This window comes from Pseudomonas sp. GD03875 (assembly GCF_029840585.1).
In the GTDB taxonomy this organism is placed as follows: Bacteria; Pseudomonadota; Gammaproteobacteria; order Pseudomonadales; family Pseudomonadaceae; genus Aquipseudomonas; species Aquipseudomonas paralcaligenes.
Genome location: NZ_JAOCCV010000003.1, coordinates 239794 through 257103, shown reverse-complemented (window position 1 = coordinate 257103; position 17310 = coordinate 239794). Strand labels below are relative to the sequence as shown.

The following is a 17310-nucleotide window of genomic DNA, read 5'->3' as shown; positions in this document are numbered from 1 at the left end:
GCCAGTCTAGCAAGGCGGGAAGGGGCTGCCCGTGCGCCCCGTCTCGGTGGCGCATCGCGGCGGCGGCCTTCAGTCGCTGCCCTGGCCGATACCGCGCCAGTGCTTGGCGCCGATGAAGATGAAGCGCAGTTGCTGGATCATCTTGGCTTCCGGCGTGAGGTGCGCGGGCAGCGCCTCGGCGGGTGGGTCGATCAGCTCGGGCAGGGTGGCGAACACGGTCTTCACCACCAGGTCGGAGACGATGTCCAGCGCGGGCTCGTCCAGGTGCGGCGTGCGGTTCATCAGTTTGAGGTCGGCGGCCAGGTCGTCGGTGATCCGCTGGCGCAGGTGGCCGATGGCCTGGCGCACCGGCTGCGAGCCGCCGTACTGCTCGCGGGCCAGGAACAGGAACTGGCTGCGGTTGTCGCTCACCGCGTCGAGGAAGATGCGCGCGCTGGCCTCGATGATGCTGCCCATCTCGAACTGGCTGCGGCGCACCTCGCGCAGGGTGCTGCGGAAGGTGGCGTCGACCTCGGCGACCAGCGCCAGGCCCAGTTCGTCCATGTCCTGGAAGTGCCGGTAGAAGCCGGTCGGCACGATGCCGGCGGTGCGGCTGACTTCGCGCAGGCTCAGGCTGCCGAAGCCGCGGCCGCTGTCCATCAGGCTGCGGGCGGCATCCATCAGGGCGTGGCGGGTCTGCTGTTTCTGTTCTGCGCGTGGCGACATGGCGTTCAGGGACGATGACGGCTTAGCGGGGCACTCTAGCATCTTGTCGCCGGCGAATCACAGTGAGTGAACAAGTGTTTACTGAGATATGAGGCTTCTGGTATTTTTGTGAACACTTGTTCACTGGAATTGCCGTATGTCCGTCTTGCCCCTTTCCCTCGTTCGTCGCTCCGCGCCCTGGCTGGAGCCCCTGCGACTGCTGGCCGCGCGCGACTGGCTGCGCGAGGCGGAGGTGGACGCCGTGCTGGGCTGGCTGCACCCGGCCTGGCGCCTGAGCCGTGTGTTCGCCCGGGTGGTCGGGCGCGAGTGGGTCAGCGACGACCTGCTGGCGCTGCGCCTGCGCTGTAACGGCAACGCCCGCGGCTGGCGGCCCGGCCAGCATGTCCAGCTGCACCTGGAACTGGACGGCGTGCGCCATGGGCGCAGCTACAGCCTGACCCGGGTCGACCCGGACGGCTGCGTCGAACTGGGCATCCGCCGCCAGCCGGGCGGGCGCTTCTCCAACCATGTGCTCGATCACCTGCCGGTGGGCGCGGTGGTGGAGCTGGGCCAGGCCGCGGGCGAACTGCATTGGCCGGAGCGCGCGGCCGGAGTCGGCCTGCTGGCGGCGGGCAGCGGCATCACGGCGCTGCTCGGCCTGATGCGCGAGGCGCTGGCGCGGGGCTACGCGGCGCCGGTGACCCTGCTCCACTACGTGCGCGAGGCCGGCCAGCGCGCCTACCAGGGCGAGCTGCAGCAACTGATGCGGCGCCATTCCAATCTGCAGGTGCGCTGGCTGCTGACCGGCCCGGATGCGCCGGCCGATGCCCGGGGCGGGCGCTTCCAGCCTGGCCACCTGCTCGGCATGAGCGGTTTCGAGCTGCTCGCCTGCGGCCCGGCGGGCTTCGTCGAGGCGGTGCGCAACGGCTGGGACGGCGTGCTGCAGAGCGAGGCCTTCAGCCCGCTGCGCCGCGTGCTCGAACCCGGCCAGGCGGTGCGCCTGGACTTCTTCCGCAGCCGCCTGGAGGCGAACGGCGACAGCGCCCGCAGCCTGCTGGAGCAGGCCGAGGAACATGGCCTGCGCCCGGCCCACGGCTGCCGCCAGGGCATCTGCGCCAGCTGTACCTGCCTGCTGCTCGGCGGCGCCGTGCGCGACCTGCGCAGCGGTGAGGTGTTCGCCGAGCCGGGGCAACCGATCCGCCCCTGTGTCAGCGCCCCGCTGGGCGATGTACGAATCGATCTGTAGGAGTGCCGCGATGCGCACCGACCGTGAATTGACCCCCGCCGAACTGGACGCCTTCGCCGCCGAACTGGACCAGCTGCGCCGGACGACCCTGGCCGACCTGGGCGAGGCCGACGCCCGCTACATCCGCCGGGTGCGCGCCGCCGTGCGCTTCTGCTGCTGGAGCGGGCGGGCGCTGCTGATGCTGGGCTGGTTCCCGCCCACCTGGCTGCTCGGCAGCCTGCTGCTGGGGCTGGGCAAGATCCTCGAGAACATGGAGCTGGGCCACAACGTGATGCACGGCCAGTACGACTGGATGAACGATCCCGAACTGGCCGGTCGTGCCTACGAGTGGGACATCGTCGGCCCCGGCGACTTCTGGCGGCACACCCATAATCACGTGCACCACACCTGGACCAACGTGCTGGGCATGGACGACGACGTCGGCTACGGCGTGGTGCGGCTGTTCCCCGAGCAGCGCTGGCGGCCCTTCTATCGCTGGCAGCCGCTGTGGGTGACCCTGCAGGCGATGCTGTTCCAGTACGCGGTCGGCATCCAGCATCTGCGCCTGGACAAGTGGTACAAGGGCAAGATAAGCGGTGACGAGGTGCGCCCGCTGGCCCGTCGCTTCGGCGCCAAGATATTGCGCCAGTGGGTCAAGGACTATGCGTTCTTTCCGCTGCTGGCCCTGGTCTGCGGCGCCAACGCCCTGGCGGTGCTGGCCGGCAACCTGCTGGCCAACCTGTTGCGCAACCTGTGGACCTTCCTGGTGATCTTCTGCGGCCACTTCACCGAGCGCGCCGCGGTGTTCCCCAAGGAGTCGGTGGAAGGCGAGAGCCGCGGCCACTGGTACCTGCGCCAGTTGCGTGGTTCCAGCAACCTGGAGGGCGGCAGGCTGTTCCACATCCTCACCGGCAACCTCAGCCACCAGATCGAGCACCACCTGTTCCCCGACCTGCCGGCGCGGCGCTACGCCGAGCTGGCGCCGCGGGTGCGCGAGATCGCCGCCCGCTACGGCCAGGTCTACAACAGCGGGCGGTTGTCGGCGCAGTTCGGCAGCGTGCTCAGGCGCATCTGGGTCTATCGGCTGCCGTCGCCGATGCAGGCTGATCTGTAGGGTGCGCCATGCGCACCACCTGCACGGAGGATCGGTGCGCGCGGCGCACCCTACGGGGCTGAGTGCGGAGTCGGCCTATTCGGCGACGAACAGGCAGGTCAGGTAGCGATTGCTGAAGCCGTAGCGCAGCATCGCCGCGAGGCGTGAGAACAGGTAGGTGGGGTGGCGCCGGTAGTAACCGAGCACCGCGTTGCCGACCCCTTCCGAGCGGTGGCGCTTGGCGTGGTCCGGTCGGCGCGAGAACAGGCCGCGGAACTGCCACCACTGGATCTGCTCCAGCTCCTGCTCGCCCGGGCGCAGGCGATGGCGGCGGAACAGGGCGAGGAACGAGCGGCGGCTGAAGTCGTGCAGGTGGTGCGGGTTGCCGTCCAGGGTCGGGGTGATCGGCACCGAGGCGATCACCCGGCCGCCCGCCGTCAGCAGCCGCGCGTAGTTGGCCACCAGGCGCACCGGATCGGGCAGGTGCTCGATGGTCTCCAGGCTGACGATGCTGTCGAAGCCCTGGCCTTCGTCGAAGCGCTCGGCGTCGGCGCACACGTAGCGCAGGTTCGGCAGCTGGTAGTGGCGCTGGGCGTAGGCGATGGCTTCCGGGTCGATGTCGACGCCGGTCACCTGCTTGTCCGGGTGCCGCTCGGCCAGCAGGGCGGTGCCGTAGCCGCAGCCGCAGGCCATGTCCAGCACGCGAGCGCCGCCCAGGTGGCGGGCGGCGAACTCGTAGCGTTCGAGGTGGATGTGCAGGGTGGCCTGGTCGCTGGGGCTGGCGGGGTCGAGGTCGGGCGGATAGATTCGCTCGATGCTGTGCATGCCCACCGCCGTGCCGTCGTTCATGTCAGCTACGCCTTTGCCGCCTATCGCTCCACTGGCTCCACTCGAAGCCGAGCACCACCAGCAGGGACAGGGCGAACGGCAGCAGCAGGTAGAACATGCGGAACACGATCAGCGCCGCCAGCACGTCGGCCTTGGGCAGCTCGGGCATGGCGGCCAGGAAGGTCACCTCCAGCACGCCCAGCCCGCCCGGCGCGTGGGACAGCAGCGCCAGGGAGAAGGAGGCGAGGAACACGCCCAGCACCACCAGGTAGCCGGGGTTGGATTCCGCCGGCAGGGCGAAGTAGATGATCGCGGCGGCGCAGGCCAGCTCCAGCGGGCCGGCCAGCAGCTGGCGGCCGACGATGCCCAGGCGCGGGTACTCGACGTGCAGCTTGCCCAGGGTCCACGGCTTGAAGTGGCGCCAGGAACCCAGTACGTAGAGCGCCACCAGCCCCAGCAGGAGCAGGCCGATGCACACCGACAGCCAGGGGCTGACATCGGCCACGCGCTTGATCAGGTCGGGCTGGCAGACCAGCACGGCGCCGCCGGACAGAAGCACGCCGAGGGCGAAGGTGAAGGAGCAGAAGACGATCAGCACGCCGATCTCGGACGGCAGCAGCCCCTTGCTGGTGTAGGCGCGGTAGCGCACCACTGCTCCCGAGAACACCGAGGCGCCTATGTTGTGGGCCAGGGCGTAGGTGGTGAAGGAGCAGAGGGTGATGAACCACCAGGAGATTTTCTTGCCCAGGTGGGCGATGGCGATGCGGTCGTACCAGGCCAGCGCGACGTAGGCGCCAAAGGTGGCGCCGGCGGCCATCAGCCAGTTGTGCAGGGAGATGGCATGGAGGCTGTCCTGCAATTCGTCCAGGGAGATCGTGCGGATCTCCTTGTAGAGCAGATAGCAGGAAAATACGACTGCGGCCAGACCGATGAGGGTCCAGATCCAGTCGCTTCTTTTCATCATCGACGATGGCTCCCCGTCTTTTCGCTGTAAGGCAATCCATTGGCCATTGGGCGCATTCGCCGGATGAATGGTCAGGCGCTGCGTAAATCGGCGTGCAGTATCACGGAGCCGGGCGCTTGGCTCAAGCCGCGCGTTTTCAACGGGCGTAACCGGCTGTTACAGAGCGCGACGGCAGCGGAACCCGTTCACGTTCCGCCGCGTGCCTTTCGAGAGGCGTGGAAACGAAGCGGGGCGCGCCCGTCCCGGAACGCTCATCCATTGCTCCGAGACCTCCTTTCCCCGGCCACCGTGAACGGGGTCTCAGGCGATGCGCGCCTGGGCCGTGCTCGGTTCCAGGCGGATGGCGACGAACTTGGAGGTGGGCGTGTTGCTGCCCTCGCCGACGCTCTCCAGCGGCACCAGCGGGTTGGTCTCCGGGTAGTAGGCGGCGGCCTGGCCGGGTGGGGTGTCATAGGCGATCAGGGTGAAGCCGCGCACCCGCCGCTCGATGCCGTCGTCCCACAGCGACACCATGTCCACCTGCTGCCCCGGGGCGAAGCCGAGGCGGCGGATGTCCTGTTCGTTGGCGAACAGCACTTCGCGCATGCCGTATACGCCGCGGTAGCGGTCGTCCAGGCCGTACAGGGTGGTGTTGTACTGGTCGTGGGAACGCAGGGTCTGCAGCACCAGGTGCGGTGCTTCGGCCTGATTGCGCACCTGGATCGGCAGCAGGTCGTCGGGCAGGGCGTGGGCGACGAAGCGGGCGCGGCCGGTGGCGGTGTTCCAGCGCCGGCTGCCGGCGGCGTTGCCCAGGTAGAAGCCGCCGGGGTGGGCGAGGCGGGCGTTGAAGTCGGCGAAGCCGGGGATGGTGTCGGCGATCAGCTCGCGGATGCGCCCGTAGTCCTCGACCAGGTGCAGCCAGTCCACCGGGCGCGGGCCGAGCAGGGCGTTGGCGATGCCGGCGATGATCGCCGGCTCCGAACGCATCTCCCGCGACAGCGGGGCGAGCTGCCCGTGGGAGGCGTGGACCATGCTGAACGAGTCCTCCACCGTCACCGCCTGCGGGCCGGCGGCGCGCAGGTCGAGGTCGGTGCGCCCCAGGCACGGCAGGATCAGTGCCTGGCGGCCGTGGGTGAGGTGGCTGCGGTTGAGCTTGGTGCTGATCTGCACGGTCAGCTCGCAGCGCCGCAGGGCGGCGTGGGTGCGCGGGCTGTCCGGGGTGGCCTGGGCGAAGTTGCCGCCGAGGCCGATGAACACCTTGCTGCGGCCGTCGAGCATGGCGGCGATGGCTTCCACCGTGTTGTGCCCCTGCTCGCGCGGCACGTCGATGCCGAAGCGGTGCTGCAGGGCGTCGAGCAGCCTGGCCGGCGGCCGTTCGTCGATGCCCATGGTGCGGTCGCCCTGCACGTTGCTGTGGCCGCGCACCGGGCACAGGCCGGCGCCGGGCCTGCCGATGTTGCCGCGCAGCAGCATCAGGTTGGCGATTTCCTGGATGATCGCCACCGAATGACGGTGCTGGGTGATGCCCATCGCCCAGCAGGCGATGACCCGCTCGGCGTTGCGGTACAGGCGCGCGGCGTGCTCGATCTCGCCACGGGCCAGGCCCGACTGCGCCTCGATCTGCGTCCAGTCGGTGGCGTCCACCGCTGCCAGCCAGGCGGCCAGGCCGTCGGTGTGCTGGTCGATGAAGGCTTGGTCGAACACCGTGCCCGGCTGCTCGCGCTCCCACTGCAGCAGGTACTTGGCCATGCCGCGCACGGCGGCCATGTCGCCGCCCAGGCGCGGGCGGAAGTAGGCGCTGCTGGTCGGCCGGGAGCCGTTGCCGAGCATCTCCAGGGGGTGCTGCGGATGCTGGAAGCGCTCCAGGCCGCGCTCCTTCAGCGGGTTGAAGCAGACCACGCTGGCGCCGCGCGCCACCGCCTCGCGCAGCGGTTCGAGCATGCGTGGGTGGTTGGTACCGGGGTTCTGGCCGAACACGAAGATGGCGTCGGCGTGCTCGAAGTCGGCGAAGGTCACCGTGCCCTTGCCGACCCCCACGCTCTCGCCGAGGGCCACGCCGCTGGCCTCGTGGCACATGTTCGAGCAGTCGGGGAAGTTGTTGGTGCCGAAGGTGCGCACCATCAGCTGGTACAGGTAGGCGGCCTCGTTGCTGGCCCGCCCGGAGGTGTAGAACTCCGCCTGGTGCGGACTCTCCAGCCCGCGCAGGGTGTCGGCGATCAGGGCGAAGGCGGCGCCCCAGTCGATCGGCACGTAGCGGTCGCTGGCGGCGTCGTAGCGTAGCGGCTCGATCAGCCGGCCCTGGTGCTCCAGCCAGTAGTCGCTCTGCTCGCGCAGCTGGGCGACGCTGTAGCGGGCGAAGAAGTCGCGGCCCACGCCGCGCCGGGTGGCTTCCCAGTTCACCGCCTTGGCGCCGTTCTCGCAGAACTTCACCAGATGGTTGTCGGGCGAGTCGCCCCAGGCGCAGCCGGGGCAGTCGAAGCCCTTGTCCTGGTTGGTCCGGAGCAAGGCGCGCAGGTTCTTGATCGGTTGCTTGCTGTCCAGCCAGAAGTGGGTGACGGCGCGCAGGGCGCCCCAGCCGGCGGCGGGGCCGGTATAGGGTTGGTAGCGGGGCTCGGCGCTCATGGGCGGTGCTCCTCGAGGCTCGGCGCCGGGCTGTAGACCCGTGGCGCGCTGTGGTGGGGCAGGTGGATCAGGTTCAGCCGGTGGTGTCGCGCCCAGTCCACGGTGAGCGCGGTGGGGGCGGAGAGGCTGACCAGGGTGGCGAAGCCGGCGCGCACCGCCTTGTGCAGCAGCTCCAGACTGCAGCGGCTGGTGACCACGGCGAAGCCGGCGTGCGCCGGCAACCGCTCGGCGGCGAGCGCGCCGATCAGCTTGTCCAGGGCGTTGTGCCGGCCGATGTCCTCGCGGCACAGGAGTAGTTCGCCGCGTTCGTCGACGAACAGGGCGGCGTGCAGCGCGCCGGTGCCGCGGGCGCGCTGCTGGGCCTCGGCGATGCGTGTGCGCAGGTCGTCGAGGTGCGCGGCCGGCGGCAGCACGCGCGCGGGCAGCGGCGCCAGGCCGGGCAGGGCCTGTTCCAGCGCCTCGACCCCGCACAGGCCGCAGCCGCTGGTGCCGGCCAGCTGGCGGCGCTGGCGCTTGAGCGCCCAGAACGCGCGGGCGCTGACCTGCACCTCGGCCCGGCGCGCGTCGCCGGCGCCGTCGAGGGCGATGTCATAGATTTCTTCGATGGACTCCACCAGGCCATTGCTCAGGCTGAAGCCGCGGATGAAATCTTCCAGATCGGTGGGCGAGACCATCATCACGGCGTGGTTCAGGCCGTTGTAGTCGATGGCCAGGGCGCATTCCTCGGCCAGCCGGGTCTCGGCAAGGCGGGAGGCGGGCCCCATTTCGGCATAGGCGTAGCCATGCGGCGCGCATGGCGGGGGAGACACGGCAGGCATGATGCAACCCTTCTCATGAGGGAATGGGCCCAGCCTAGGCCCTTGCGCGGCGGGCGTCTAATCGCCCTTGCCGATGGTCTGATCGATGCTGTCTATCAATCTGTCTCGGGGCGTCCCGCCGCCCGTCGATTTCGTGTCGCAGGCCGCGATCAGCTGCGATCCTGCTGGAGCATCGACCCCGATGGGCCTACCTTTCCCGCTCGCCAGAGGCTCGCACGAGTACGCCATGAACGACGACATCGAGGGGCTGCTGGCCCGCCTGTACCGCGAGGAATCCCGCCGGGTGCTGGCCACCCTGATCCGCCTGCTGGGCGATTTCGACCTGGCCGAGGAGGCCCTGCACGAGGCTTTCCGCGCCGCCCTGGAGCAGTGGCCCGAACAGGGCGTGCCGGACAGCCCGCGCGCCTGGCTGGTGTCCGCCGGGCGTTTCAAGGCCATCGACCAGCTGCGCCGCCAGGCGCGCTTCCAGGCTTTGGACGAGGTGGACGAACCGGCCGGCGGCGAGGCCTGGGATGGCGAGCATCTGCAGGACGACCGCCTGCGCCTGGTCTTCACCTGCTGCCACCCGGCCCTGGCGGCGGACGCCCAGGTGGCGCTGACCCTGCGCGAGGTCTGCGACCTGACCACCGAGGAGATCGCCAGCGCCTTTCTGGCCACGCCGCCGACCATCGCCCAGCGCATCGTGCGCGCCAAGCACAAGATCCGCGACGCGCGCATCCCCTACGAGGTGCCGGGCCGGCGCGAGCTGCCGGAGCGCTTGGAGGCGGTGCTGCGGGTGGTCTACCTGGTGTTCAACGAGGGCTACTTCGCCAGCGGCGGCGAGAGCCTGACCCGCCAGCACCTGTGCGCCGAGGCCATCCGCCTCGGCCGCCTGCTGCTGGAGCTGCTGCCCGAAGCGGAAGTGCGCGGTCTGCTGGCGCTGATGCTGCTGCAGGAGTCGCGCCGCGCCGCGCGCAGCGACGCCGAGGGCCGGCCGGTGCTGCTGGAGGAACAGGATCGAGGCCTGTGGGACCGCCAGCTGATCGCCGAGGGCGAGGCGCAGGTCCAGGCCGCCTTCGCCAGCGGCGAGATCGGCCCTTACTGCCTGCAGGCCGCCATCGCCGCGGTGCATGCCGAGGCGCCGAGCGTCGAGGCCACCGACTGGGTGCAGATCGTCGGCCTCTACGACGTGCTGCTGGGCGCCTCGCCCTCGCCGGTGATCGAACTCAACCGCGCCGTGGCCGTGGCCATGCGCGACGGCGCCGAGGCGGGCCTGCGCCAGGTGGAGGCCATACTCGAACGCGGCGAGCTGGGCGACTACCACCTGGCCCACGCCGCCCGCGCCGACCTCAACCGCCGCCTTGGGCGCTGGGGCGAGGCACGCAGCGCCTACCAGCGGGCTTTGCAGCTGAGCCAGCAGGGCGCCGACCGGCAGTTCCTCGAACGCCGTCTGGCCGAGTTGCCGGGCGCCTGAAATTTTTTGCGCGGCCCTGTCGAATTTCCATGGCGCCGCTCGACCAGTAGGTGACAGCAGCGAAAACCGCTGCCAGGGAGGAACGCGATGAAATACCTGTGCCTGATCTACAGCGACGAGAAAGTCCTGCACGACTCGCCGGACAGCCCGCGCGATGCGGAGTGCCTGGACTACGCGCAGACCGTGCAGCAGAGCGGCCGCATGCTTGCTGCCGAACCGCTGGAGCCGGTCGCCACCGCCACCACCGTGCGTGTGCGCGGCGGCAAGCTGAGCATCACCGACGGTCCCTTCGCCGAGACCAAGGAGCAGCTGGCCGGCTTCTATCTGATCGAAGCGCGCGACCTCAACGAGGCGCTGCAGATCGCCGGCGGCATCCCCGCCGCGCGGGTCGGCAGCGTCGAGGTGCGGCCGGTGCGCGAGTTGCAGGTCTGAGGTTTTTTCCCCTCTCCCAGGGGGGGAGGGGGCTATTCGTGCACGCCTGAGGCCATGGTTTGGCCTGCTGTCTCGCCAAGCATTCATCCATGGTTTGAATCGAGAGGCATCGAGATGAATCCTGATTACCCGAAAGTCGCCAGCCGTGAAGAATGGCTGGCCGCCCGCCTGCAGCTGCTGGAGCAGGAGAAGGCCCTGACCCACCAGCGCGACGCGCTCAACGTCCAGCGCCGCGCCTTGCCGATGGTAGCGATCGACGCCGACTACCGCTTCACCGGGCCGGAAGGCGAAGTAGGCCTGGCCGAGCTGTTCGCCGGGCGCAGCCAACTGATCGTCTACCACTTCATGTTCCATCGCGATAAAGGCGAGGGCTGCCCGGGCTGTTCCTTCCTGGCCGACAACATCGGTCACCTGGCCCACCTGCATGCCCGCGACACCAGCCTGGTGCTGGTCTCCAACGCGCCGCTGGCCGAGTTGGAAGCCTTCAGGAAGCGCATGGGCTGGAACCTGCCCTGGTATTCGTCGTTCGGCAGCCGTTTCAACTACGACTTCCACGTCACCATCGATGCCAGCCAGGCGCCGGTCGAATACAACTACCAAGATGAGGCCGAGCTAAAGCGCATGGGCCAGCTGGACATGATCAAGGGTGAGTTGCCCGGCGCCAGCGTGTTCCTGCGCGACGGCGCCCAGGTGTTCCACACCTATTCCACCTATGCGCGTGGCCTGGACATGCTGATGAACGCCTACCACTACCTCGACCTCACGCCGTTCGGCCGTGGCGAGGGCTGGGGCGGCATGGCCGATGTGGACGGCAAGGGGCTGAACTGGACCCGTCTGCACGACCAATACGACGGCGCGACTGCTGCCAAACACGACTGCTGCGCCTGAGCGCGAGGAGAGAATTTATGAACACTGCAAACAGCGAACTGAAAGCCCTGACCGACAGCTGGGAAGCGGCCAACCAGGCCCGCGACGTCGACGCCATCCTCGGCCACTACGCCGATGACCTGGTCGCCTTCGATGCCATCCTGCAACTGCAGTTCAAGGGCCGCGAGGTCTACAAGGCGCACTGGAAAAACTGCCTGGAGATGTGCCAGGGACCGATGACCTTCGAGGTACACCAGTTGCAGCAGTGGGGCGAGGGCGATGTCGGCTTCGGCCATTTCCTCTGCCACTGCGGCGGCACCGACAACGAGGGCAATACGCACAACTGCTGGATGCGCGTGACCCAGGGCTACCGGCGGATCGGCGGCCAGTGGCGCATCGTGCATGACCACTTCTCCGCGCCCTTCGATCCGGAGAGCGGCCAGGCGTTGTTCGAACTGCAGCCCTAAGTCCGACAAGGGCCGTCCGTGGATGGTCCTTCCGCCCATATCGCAAGGAAGGCAAGCATGAGCATTCTGATCGTCGTTGTCCTGCTGGTCGCCGGGCTGGTCGTGTTTATCGCCACGCGCCCGGCTCAGTTCCGCGTCGAGCGCTCGGCGCTGATCCAGGCGTCGCCCGCTGCGCTGCAGGCGCAGATCGAGGATTTCCATCAGTGGCCGCACTGGTCGCCCTGGGCCAGGCGCGACCCGGCGATGAAGGTGGACTACGAGGGCCCGGAGCAGGGCGTCGGCGCCATCCAGCGCTGGGCGGGCAACAAGGACGTGGGTGTCGGCAGCGCGACCATCGTCGACAGCGTGCCGGGCGAACGGGTGCAGGTGCTGCTGGAGTTCATCGAGCCGTTTCGCGCCACCAGCCTGGCCGAGTTCCGCTTCACCCCGGAGGGCGCCGGCACCCGGGTGAACTGGAGCATGACCGGGAACAACGGCTTCATCGGCAAGGCCATCTCGCTGGTGTGCGATGTGGATGGGCGGGTCGGCGGCGACTTCGAGCAGGGTCTGCAACAGCTACGCATGCGGGTGGAGGAGAGCTGATCGGCGTACAATCGCGCCTTTGCTTTATACCGCCTGGCTAAGGAGTAACCGTGGAATCGGTGATTTCCGTCGAGAACCTGAGCAAGACCTACAAGTCCGGCCATCCGGCGCTGAACAACATCAACCTGGACATCCGCAAGGGCGAGATATTCGCCCTGCTCGGCCCCAACGGGGCCGGCAAGACCACCCTGATCAGCATCATCTGCGGCATCGTCAACCCGGGCGAGGGCAAGGTGCGCGTCGCCGGCCACGACATCAAGGCCGACTACCGTGCGGCGCGCTCCGCCATCGGCCTGGTGCCCCAGGAGCTGGTCAACGACGTGTTCGAGACGGTCTGGGCGACGGTCAAGTTCAGTCGCGGCCTGTTCGGCAAGAAGCCGGACCCGGAGTACCTGGAGCGGCTGCTCAAGGACCTGTCGCTGTGGGACAAGCGCGAAGCCAAGATTTTCGAACTGTCCGGCGGCATGAAACGGCGGGTGATGATCGCCAAGGCGCTCTCTCACGAGCCGTCGATCCTGTTCCTCGACGAGCCCACCGCCGGGGTCGACGTGGAGCTACGCCGCGACATGTGGAACATGGTGCGGCGCCTGCGCGAGCGTGGCGTGACCATCATCCTCACCACCCATTACATCGAGGAGGCCGAGGAGATGGCCGACCGCATCGGGGTGATCCGCAAGGGCGAGATCATCCTGGTGGAGGACAAGGACGCACTGATGCACAAGCTCGGCAAGAAGCAGCTCACCGTGCAGCTCAAGCACCCGCTGGCCGACGTGCCGGCCGAGCTGGCGCACTACGGCCTGGAGCTGGCCGACGAGGGCCACGCGCTGGTCTTCACCTTCGACGCCCAGCGCGAGCACACCGGCATCGCCGAGCTGCTCAAGGACATGGCCCAGCACGGCCTCGACTTCAAGGACCTGCAGTCCAGCGAAAGCTCGCTGGAAGACATCTTCGTCAGCCTGGTCCACGAAAAGGAGCGCGCATGAACCTGCAAGCCATCAAATCCATCTACCTGTTCGAGCTGCACCGCACCTGGCGCACCCTGCTGCAGAGCATCGCCACCCCGGTGATCAGCACCTCGCTGTACTTCGTGGTGTTCGGCTCGGCCATCGGGTCGAGCATGACCGAGGTGCACGGCGTGAGCTACGGCGCCTTCATCGTGCCCGGCCTGATCATGCTGGCGCTGCTCACCGAGAGCATCGGCAACGCCTCGTTCGGCATCTACATGCCGAAGTACTCGGGCACCATCTACGAGCTGCTGTCGGCGCCGGTGTCGTTCTTCGAGATCCTGGTCGGCTACGTCGGCGCGGCGGCCACCAAGTCGGTGGTGCTCGGCCTGATCATCTTCGCCACCTCGCGGCTGTTCGTCGATTTCGAGCTGGCCCACCCGTTCTGGGCGCTGGCGTTCCTGGTGCTGACGGCGATCACCTTCTGCCTGTTCGGCTTCATCATCGGCGTGTGGGCCGACGGCTGGGAGAAGCTGCAGATCGTGCCGGCGTTGATCGTCACGCCGCTGGCCTTCCTCGGCGGCAGCTTCTACTCGATCAGCATGCTGCCGGAGCTGTGGCAGAAGCTGACCCTGTTCAACCCGGTGGTGTACCTGATCAGCGCGTTCCGCTGGGCGTTCTTCGGGGTGGCCGACGTCAACCTGGGCCTGAGCGTGGGGATGATCCTTGGCTTCCTGCTGGCCTGCGTGCTGGTGGTGAGCTGGATATTCAAGACCGGCTACCGGCTGAGGCAGTGAGGCACCGATTCCCGGCTCTGGGGGAGGCTGCCGAGCCGCTCTTGCGAGCGGCTGTTTGCATGCGTTTTTCGCTTGAGAAAAGCCTGCGGGCGCAGTGATTTTCGTTATTGCTAGAATTCCCTACAGCCCAGCAACCATGCGGCTTTGCGCTAATGCGAATCGCTCCGTTGGGCGCGGCATTTTGCTGCTTGACCATTGCCGTTCAAGAGCCGAAGCTGCCGCCCTTGAGTGATCTTTTTTGTGGGAGCCGAGTCATGAAGGGCGCGACCGAAGTCGTCGATTATCTGAGGGATCTGCTGCGTGGCGAGCTGGCCGCGCGCGATCAGTATTTCCTCCATTCGCGGATGTACCAGGACTGGGGCTTCACCAAGCTCTACGAGCGGATCAACCACGAGATGGAGGAGGAGACCCAGCACGCCGACGCATTGCTGCAGCGCATCCTGTTCCTCGAAGCCACCCCCGACATGACGCCCAAGGCCATCCACCCCGGCGCCACCGTGCCGGAGATGCTGCGCTCGGACCTCAAGCTGGAATACGAAGTCCGCGCCGCGCTGGCCAAGGGCATCGAGCTGTGCGAGCAGCATGGCGACTTCATGAGCCGCGACATCCTGGTGCTGCAGCTCAACGATACCGAGGAAGACCACGCCTACTGGCTGGAGCAGCAGCTCGGCCTGATCGACCGCGTCGGCCTGCAGAACTACCTGCAGTCGCAGTGCTGAGAGCGTCGGTCCGAGGGTACGCATGGCGCACCCTGTGAGGGAGCCCTGGCGGCTCCCTTTTTCATGGCTGTGTTCCCGTGACGTGTTGCAGACGCTACAGCGGCCTGCCCCTGGATTCCCGCCTGCGCGGAATTTCGCGGCCAATCGGAATGCCGCCCAGCCGCTCTCACAAGAGCAGAATCGCGCCGCCAACTCGTAACGGGCACATGGCCTTTTTCATGGCTATGTCCCCGTTAAATGTTGCATGTCCTGTAGGAGCGGATTTATCCGCGAAATTCGCGGCTGAAGCCGCTCCCACAAAGCAGGATCGGTGCAACAACAGGTAACGGGGACATAGCCTTTTTCATGGCACCCCCCCCCGTAGGAGCGAGCTTTGCTCGCGAAGCTCCTGTCAGGAGTTATTCGCGAGCAGAGTTCGCTCCTACCGCTGTCAGGCGCTCAGAGCTTCCAGCGCAGGGTTAGCGTGGTGCTGCGCGGTTCGCCGAGGTAGGTCTGGCGGGTCGGGCCGATGCGGTCGTAGTAGTACTTGTCGAACAGGTTGTTGACCGTCAGGGTGCCGTCCAGGTGGCGGTTCAGGCGGTAGCCGAGTTGCAGGCTGGCGAGGGTGTAGCCGGGCTGTTTCCAGCGCAGGCTGCCCACTTCGTAGGAACTCTCGCTGACCCGCTTGAGGCCGCCGCCGAGGCTGGTGCCGTCCAGCCAGCCGTCGCCGAAGCGGTACTTGGTCCAGAGGTTGAAGTTGTGCCGGGGGAAGCCGGTGGAATACGGCTGGCCCTTGAGGGCGTCGTCGGCCTCGATGTACTCGGTGCGGGTGTAGGCGTAGCCGGTGGTCAGCTCCCAGCGCTCGGTCAGGCTGCCGCTGATCTCGGCCTCCAGGCCCTCGCTCTCCACCTCGCCAGCGGCGATGGAGGCGAACGGGTCGTCCGGGGCCTGCATGGCCTGGTTCTTGTCGCGGATGCGGAACAGCGCGAAGTGGCTGTTCAGGCGGCCGTCGAAGTACTCGCCCTTGATGCCGATCTCGTACTGCTGGCCCTCCCTCGGTTCGAGGAAGCGGTCGTCGCGGTCGCGGGCGGTCTGCGGCAGGTAGATGGTGCTGTAGCTGGCGTAGAGCGACAGGTGGTCGTCGAGGTCGTAGATCAGGCCGCCGTAGGGCACCACCTGGCCGCTCTCGGTCTGCTCGCTGTGCGCGTCATGATCCTCGGTGCGCCAGTCGCTGACCCGCGCGCCCAGCACCAGGGTCAGCGGGTCGAGCAGGCGGTAGCGCAGCTGGCCGTAGATCGACGCTTGGCTCTGCTCCACGTCGGGCACCTCGCCCAGCGGCAGGTCCGGCTTGGGAATGTGCACGTCGGGATCGAAGATGTTCTGGTTGGTGGCGAACATGCCGTAGGTCGAGCGGTTGTAGGCGGAGCCGCCGCTGTAGCGCTGCCAGCTGGCGCCGAGCAGCAGGTTGTGCTCGCGGCCCAGCGCCTCGAAGGGCGTGGAGACGAAGCCGTCCAGGTTGATGTCGCGCTCGTCGCTGCGGATGGCGATGGGCACCATGCGCACCTCGCCGCTGGCGGGGTCGATGAAGGAGCTGCTCCAGCCGTTGTTCTCGCCGTCGCTCTCGCGGTCCAGCAGGCTGACCGTCAGCTTGGCCTGGCCGCCGTTGGCCAGGCGGTGGTCCAGCTCGGTGAGGTAGAAGGTCAGGTGCTCGGTCTTGTTGTTCCAGTCCGCGCCGATGAAGGTGTCGCGGTCCAGGCGCGCCAGGGTGCCGTCGACGTAGCTGGACAGGCCGTAGAAGGGGTTGGACTTGCCGTCCTGGCGCACCAGCATGGCGGACAGGGTGGTGCTGTCGTCCAGGTCGAACTCCAGCGTGCCGTAGCTGACGTTCTTGCGCCACCACACGTAGTCGGTGAACGCCTGGCTGTCCTCGTAGGCGTTGACGAAGCGCCCGCGCAGGCGGCCGTCCTCGCTGAGCGGGCCGGTGACGTCGATCTCGCTGCGGTAGCGGTCCCAGGAGCCGGCGGAGAGGCTGCCGCCCAGGGCGAACTCGCCGAGGGCGCGCTTGCGCGCCAGGTTGACCGTGCCGCCCGGCTCGCCGGCGCCCTGCAGCAGGCCGGCCGGGCCGCGCCAGACTTCGATGCGGTCGAAGATCGCCAGGTCGAGGAAGCCGCTGCTCCAGGAGCCCTGGCCGGCGCGCACCGGCACGCCGTCGAGCTGGTAGCTGTCGAGGTCGTAGCCGCGGGCCTCGATGTTGTCGGTGCCGGTGCCGTAGCTGGTGGTCTTCATGCCGGTGGTGTAGCGCATCGCCTCGCCGAGCGTGGTCAGGTTCTGGTCGTCCATGCGCTGGCGGGTGACCACGCTGACCGACTGCGGCGTTTCGCGCAGCGACTGTTCGCCCTTGCCCAGGGTGAGGCGGCCGGTGGTGTAGGAGCCGGTGCCCTCGGTGCTGGTGCCGAGGGCGCGGCCGCTGATGTTGGTGGCGCCCAGTTCGACCGCGTCCGACGGCTGGCTGATCACCAGGGTGTTGCCGCTCTGCTGGTAGCGCAGCCCGCTGCCGGCGAGCAAGTGGCCCAGCGCCGCGAGCGGCTCGAGCTGGCCGCGCAGCGCCGGGGCGGTCCGGCCGCTGGTCAGGCTGCTGTCGACCGCGATGGTCAAGCCGGCGGCCTCGCCGAGCTGGCGCAGGGACAGGGCCAGCGGCTGGGCCGGCAGATCGAGGTCGACCGGCGCGGCGTGGACCTGGGCGGCGATGGACAGCGCCATGGCGGCGACCAGGCGGCGCATTGGGTATGCAGTGGGCATGGATTTCCCTTCTGTGAGGTTTGGCAGATGCACCCCTGACGCGCGGGGTCGGGAAATC

16 protein-coding genes are annotated in these 17310 nt (G+C 68.2%); 10 read left to right on the top strand and 6 right to left on the bottom strand.

Annotated features, from left to right (window positions below; translation table 11 throughout):
- Positions 1-69: 69 nt before the first annotated feature.
- Positions 70-705 (bottom strand): HTH-type transcriptional repressor FabR, encoded by a 636-nt coding sequence (fabR, locus tag N5D30_RS04125; protein WP_220811645.1) that lies wholly within the window; start codon positions 703-705, stop codon positions 70-72.
- Positions 706-841: 136 nt separating this feature from the next.
- Between fabR and N5D30_RS04120 the strand changes: the two genes are divergently transcribed.
- Positions 842-1930 (top strand): iron-sulfur cluster-binding domain-containing protein, encoded by a 1089-nt coding sequence (locus tag N5D30_RS04120; protein WP_279907788.1) that lies wholly within the window; start codon positions 842-844, stop codon positions 1928-1930.
- Positions 1911-3023, top strand: coding sequence for a fatty acid desaturase (locus tag N5D30_RS04115; protein WP_279907787.1), 1113 nt, complete (start codon positions 1911-1913; stop codon positions 3021-3023). The genes N5D30_RS04120 and N5D30_RS04115 overlap by 20 nt, the downstream gene beginning before the upstream one ends.
- 75 nt (positions 3024-3098) lie before the next feature.
- Here N5D30_RS04115 and N5D30_RS04110 read toward each other — a convergent pair whose 3' ends face one another.
- From N5D30_RS04110 to fdhD, 4 genes are all read right to left on the bottom strand, one after another.
- The gene (locus N5D30_RS04110; RefSeq protein WP_279907786.1) at positions 3099-3851 is read right to left on the bottom strand and encodes a class I SAM-dependent methyltransferase; all 753 of its coding nucleotides are present in this window, start codon (positions 3849-3851) and stop codon (positions 3099-3101) included.
- Position 3852: 1 nt separating this feature from the next.
- On the bottom strand, positions 3853-4794 hold the full coding sequence (locus N5D30_RS04105) for a YbhN family protein (RefSeq protein ID WP_279907785.1): 942 nt from the start codon (positions 4792-4794) through the stop codon (positions 3853-3855).
- 300 nt (positions 4795-5094) lie between these two features.
- Positions 5095-7395, bottom strand: a complete 2301-nt coding sequence (locus tag N5D30_RS04100; protein ID WP_279907784.1) for an FdhF/YdeP family oxidoreductase — start codon at positions 7393-7395, stop codon at positions 5095-5097.
- Positions 7392-8159, bottom strand: a complete 768-nt coding sequence (gene fdhD, locus N5D30_RS04095; protein ID WP_279907831.1) for a formate dehydrogenase accessory sulfurtransferase FdhD — start codon at positions 8157-8159, stop codon at positions 7392-7394. Before fdhD ends, N5D30_RS04100 begins: the two co-directional genes overlap by 4 nt.
- 280 nt (positions 8160-8439) lie before the next feature.
- On the opposite strand from fdhD, the gene N5D30_RS04090 reads away from it, so the two are divergent.
- From N5D30_RS04090 to bfr, 8 genes are all read left to right on the top strand, one after another.
- Positions 8440-9666 carry an RNA polymerase sigma factor gene (locus tag N5D30_RS04090; protein ID WP_279907783.1) on the top strand — a complete coding sequence of 409 codons (1227 nt, stop codon included), beginning with the start codon at positions 8440-8442 and terminating at the stop codon, positions 9664-9666.
- An 87-nt stretch (positions 9667-9753) separates the two neighbouring features.
- Entirely contained in the window at positions 9754-10098 is a 345-nt protein-coding gene (locus N5D30_RS04085) for a YciI family protein (protein WP_220811659.1), read from the top strand.
- Positions 10099-10212: 114 nt separating this feature from the next.
- Positions 10213-10986 carry a DUF899 domain-containing protein gene (locus N5D30_RS04080; RefSeq protein ID WP_279907782.1) on the top strand — a complete coding sequence of 258 codons (774 nt, stop codon included), beginning with the start codon at positions 10213-10215 and terminating at the stop codon, positions 10984-10986.
- 17 nt (positions 10987-11003) lie between these two features.
- Positions 11004-11432 carry a nuclear transport factor 2 family protein gene (locus N5D30_RS04075; RefSeq protein WP_279907781.1) on the top strand — a complete coding sequence of 143 codons (429 nt, stop codon included), beginning with the start codon at positions 11004-11006 and terminating at the stop codon, positions 11430-11432.
- Positions 11433-11489: 57 nt separating this feature from the next.
- Positions 11490-12014 carry an SRPBCC family protein gene (locus N5D30_RS04070; RefSeq protein WP_279907780.1) on the top strand — a complete coding sequence of 175 codons (525 nt, stop codon included), beginning with the start codon at positions 11490-11492 and terminating at the stop codon, positions 12012-12014.
- A gap of 50 nt (positions 12015-12064) precedes the next feature.
- Positions 12065-12997 carry an ABC transporter ATP-binding protein gene (locus N5D30_RS04065; RefSeq protein ID WP_279907778.1) on the top strand — a complete coding sequence of 311 codons (933 nt, stop codon included), beginning with the start codon at positions 12065-12067 and terminating at the stop codon, positions 12995-12997.
- Entirely contained in the window at positions 12994-13755 is a 762-nt protein-coding gene (locus N5D30_RS04060; protein ID WP_220811667.1) for an ABC transporter permease, read from the top strand. The genes N5D30_RS04065 and N5D30_RS04060 overlap by 4 nt, the downstream gene beginning before the upstream one ends.
- Positions 13756-14009: 254 nt before the next feature.
- Entirely contained in the window at positions 14010-14474 is a 465-nt protein-coding gene (gene bfr, locus N5D30_RS04055; protein ID WP_279905318.1) for a bacterioferritin, read from the top strand.
- A gap of 438 nt (positions 14475-14912) precedes the next feature.
- On the opposite strand, the gene N5D30_RS04050 is transcribed toward bfr, so the two are convergent.
- On the bottom strand, positions 14913-17252 hold the full coding sequence (locus N5D30_RS04050; protein WP_279907776.1) for a TonB-dependent siderophore receptor: 2340 nt from the start codon (positions 17250-17252) through the stop codon (positions 14913-14915).
- Positions 17253-17310 lie beyond the last annotated feature (58 nt).

Coding starts and splice junctions, on each gene's coding strand:
- N5D30_RS04105 (WP_279907785.1), bottom strand. CDS start 4,794: ATGATGAAAAGAAGCGACTGGATCTGGACCCTCATCGGTCTGGCCGCA.
- N5D30_RS04070 (WP_279907780.1), top strand. CDS start 11,490: ATGAGCATTCTGATCGTCGTTGTCCTGCTGGTCGCCGGGCTGGTCGTG.
- N5D30_RS04085 (WP_220811659.1), top strand. CDS start 9,754: ATGAAATACCTGTGCCTGATCTACAGCGACGAGAAAGTCCTGCACGAC.
- N5D30_RS04075 (WP_279907781.1), top strand. CDS start 11,004: ATGAACACTGCAAACAGCGAACTGAAAGCCCTGACCGACAGCTGGGAA.
- fdhD (WP_279907831.1), bottom strand. CDS start 8,159: ATGGGGCCCGCCTCCCGCCTTGCCGAGACCCGGCTGGCCGAGGAATGC.
- N5D30_RS04110 (WP_279907786.1), bottom strand. CDS start 3,851: ATGAACGACGGCACGGCGGTGGGCATGCACAGCATCGAGCGAATCTAT.
- N5D30_RS04090 (WP_279907783.1), top strand. CDS start 8,440: ATGAACGACGACATCGAGGGGCTGCTGGCCCGCCTGTACCGCGAGGAA.
- N5D30_RS04080 (WP_279907782.1), top strand. CDS start 10,213: ATGAATCCTGATTACCCGAAAGTCGCCAGCCGTGAAGAATGGCTGGCC.
- N5D30_RS04120 (WP_279907788.1), top strand. CDS start 842: ATGTCCGTCTTGCCCCTTTCCCTCGTTCGTCGCTCCGCGCCCTGGCTG.
- fabR (WP_220811645.1), bottom strand. CDS start 705: ATGTCGCCACGCGCAGAACAGAAACAGCAGACCCGCCACGCCCTGATG.
- N5D30_RS04050 (WP_279907776.1), bottom strand. CDS start 17,252: ATGCCCACTGCATACCCAATGCGCCGCCTGGTCGCCGCCATGGCGCTG.
- N5D30_RS04060 (WP_220811667.1), top strand. CDS start 12,994: ATGAACCTGCAAGCCATCAAATCCATCTACCTGTTCGAGCTGCACCGC.
- bfr (WP_279905318.1), top strand. CDS start 14,010: ATGAAGGGCGCGACCGAAGTCGTCGATTATCTGAGGGATCTGCTGCGT.
- N5D30_RS04115 (WP_279907787.1), top strand. CDS start 1,911: ATGTACGAATCGATCTGTAGGAGTGCCGCGATGCGCACCGACCGTGAA.
- N5D30_RS04100 (WP_279907784.1), bottom strand. CDS start 7,395: ATGAGCGCCGAGCCCCGCTACCAACCCTATACCGGCCCCGCCGCCGGC.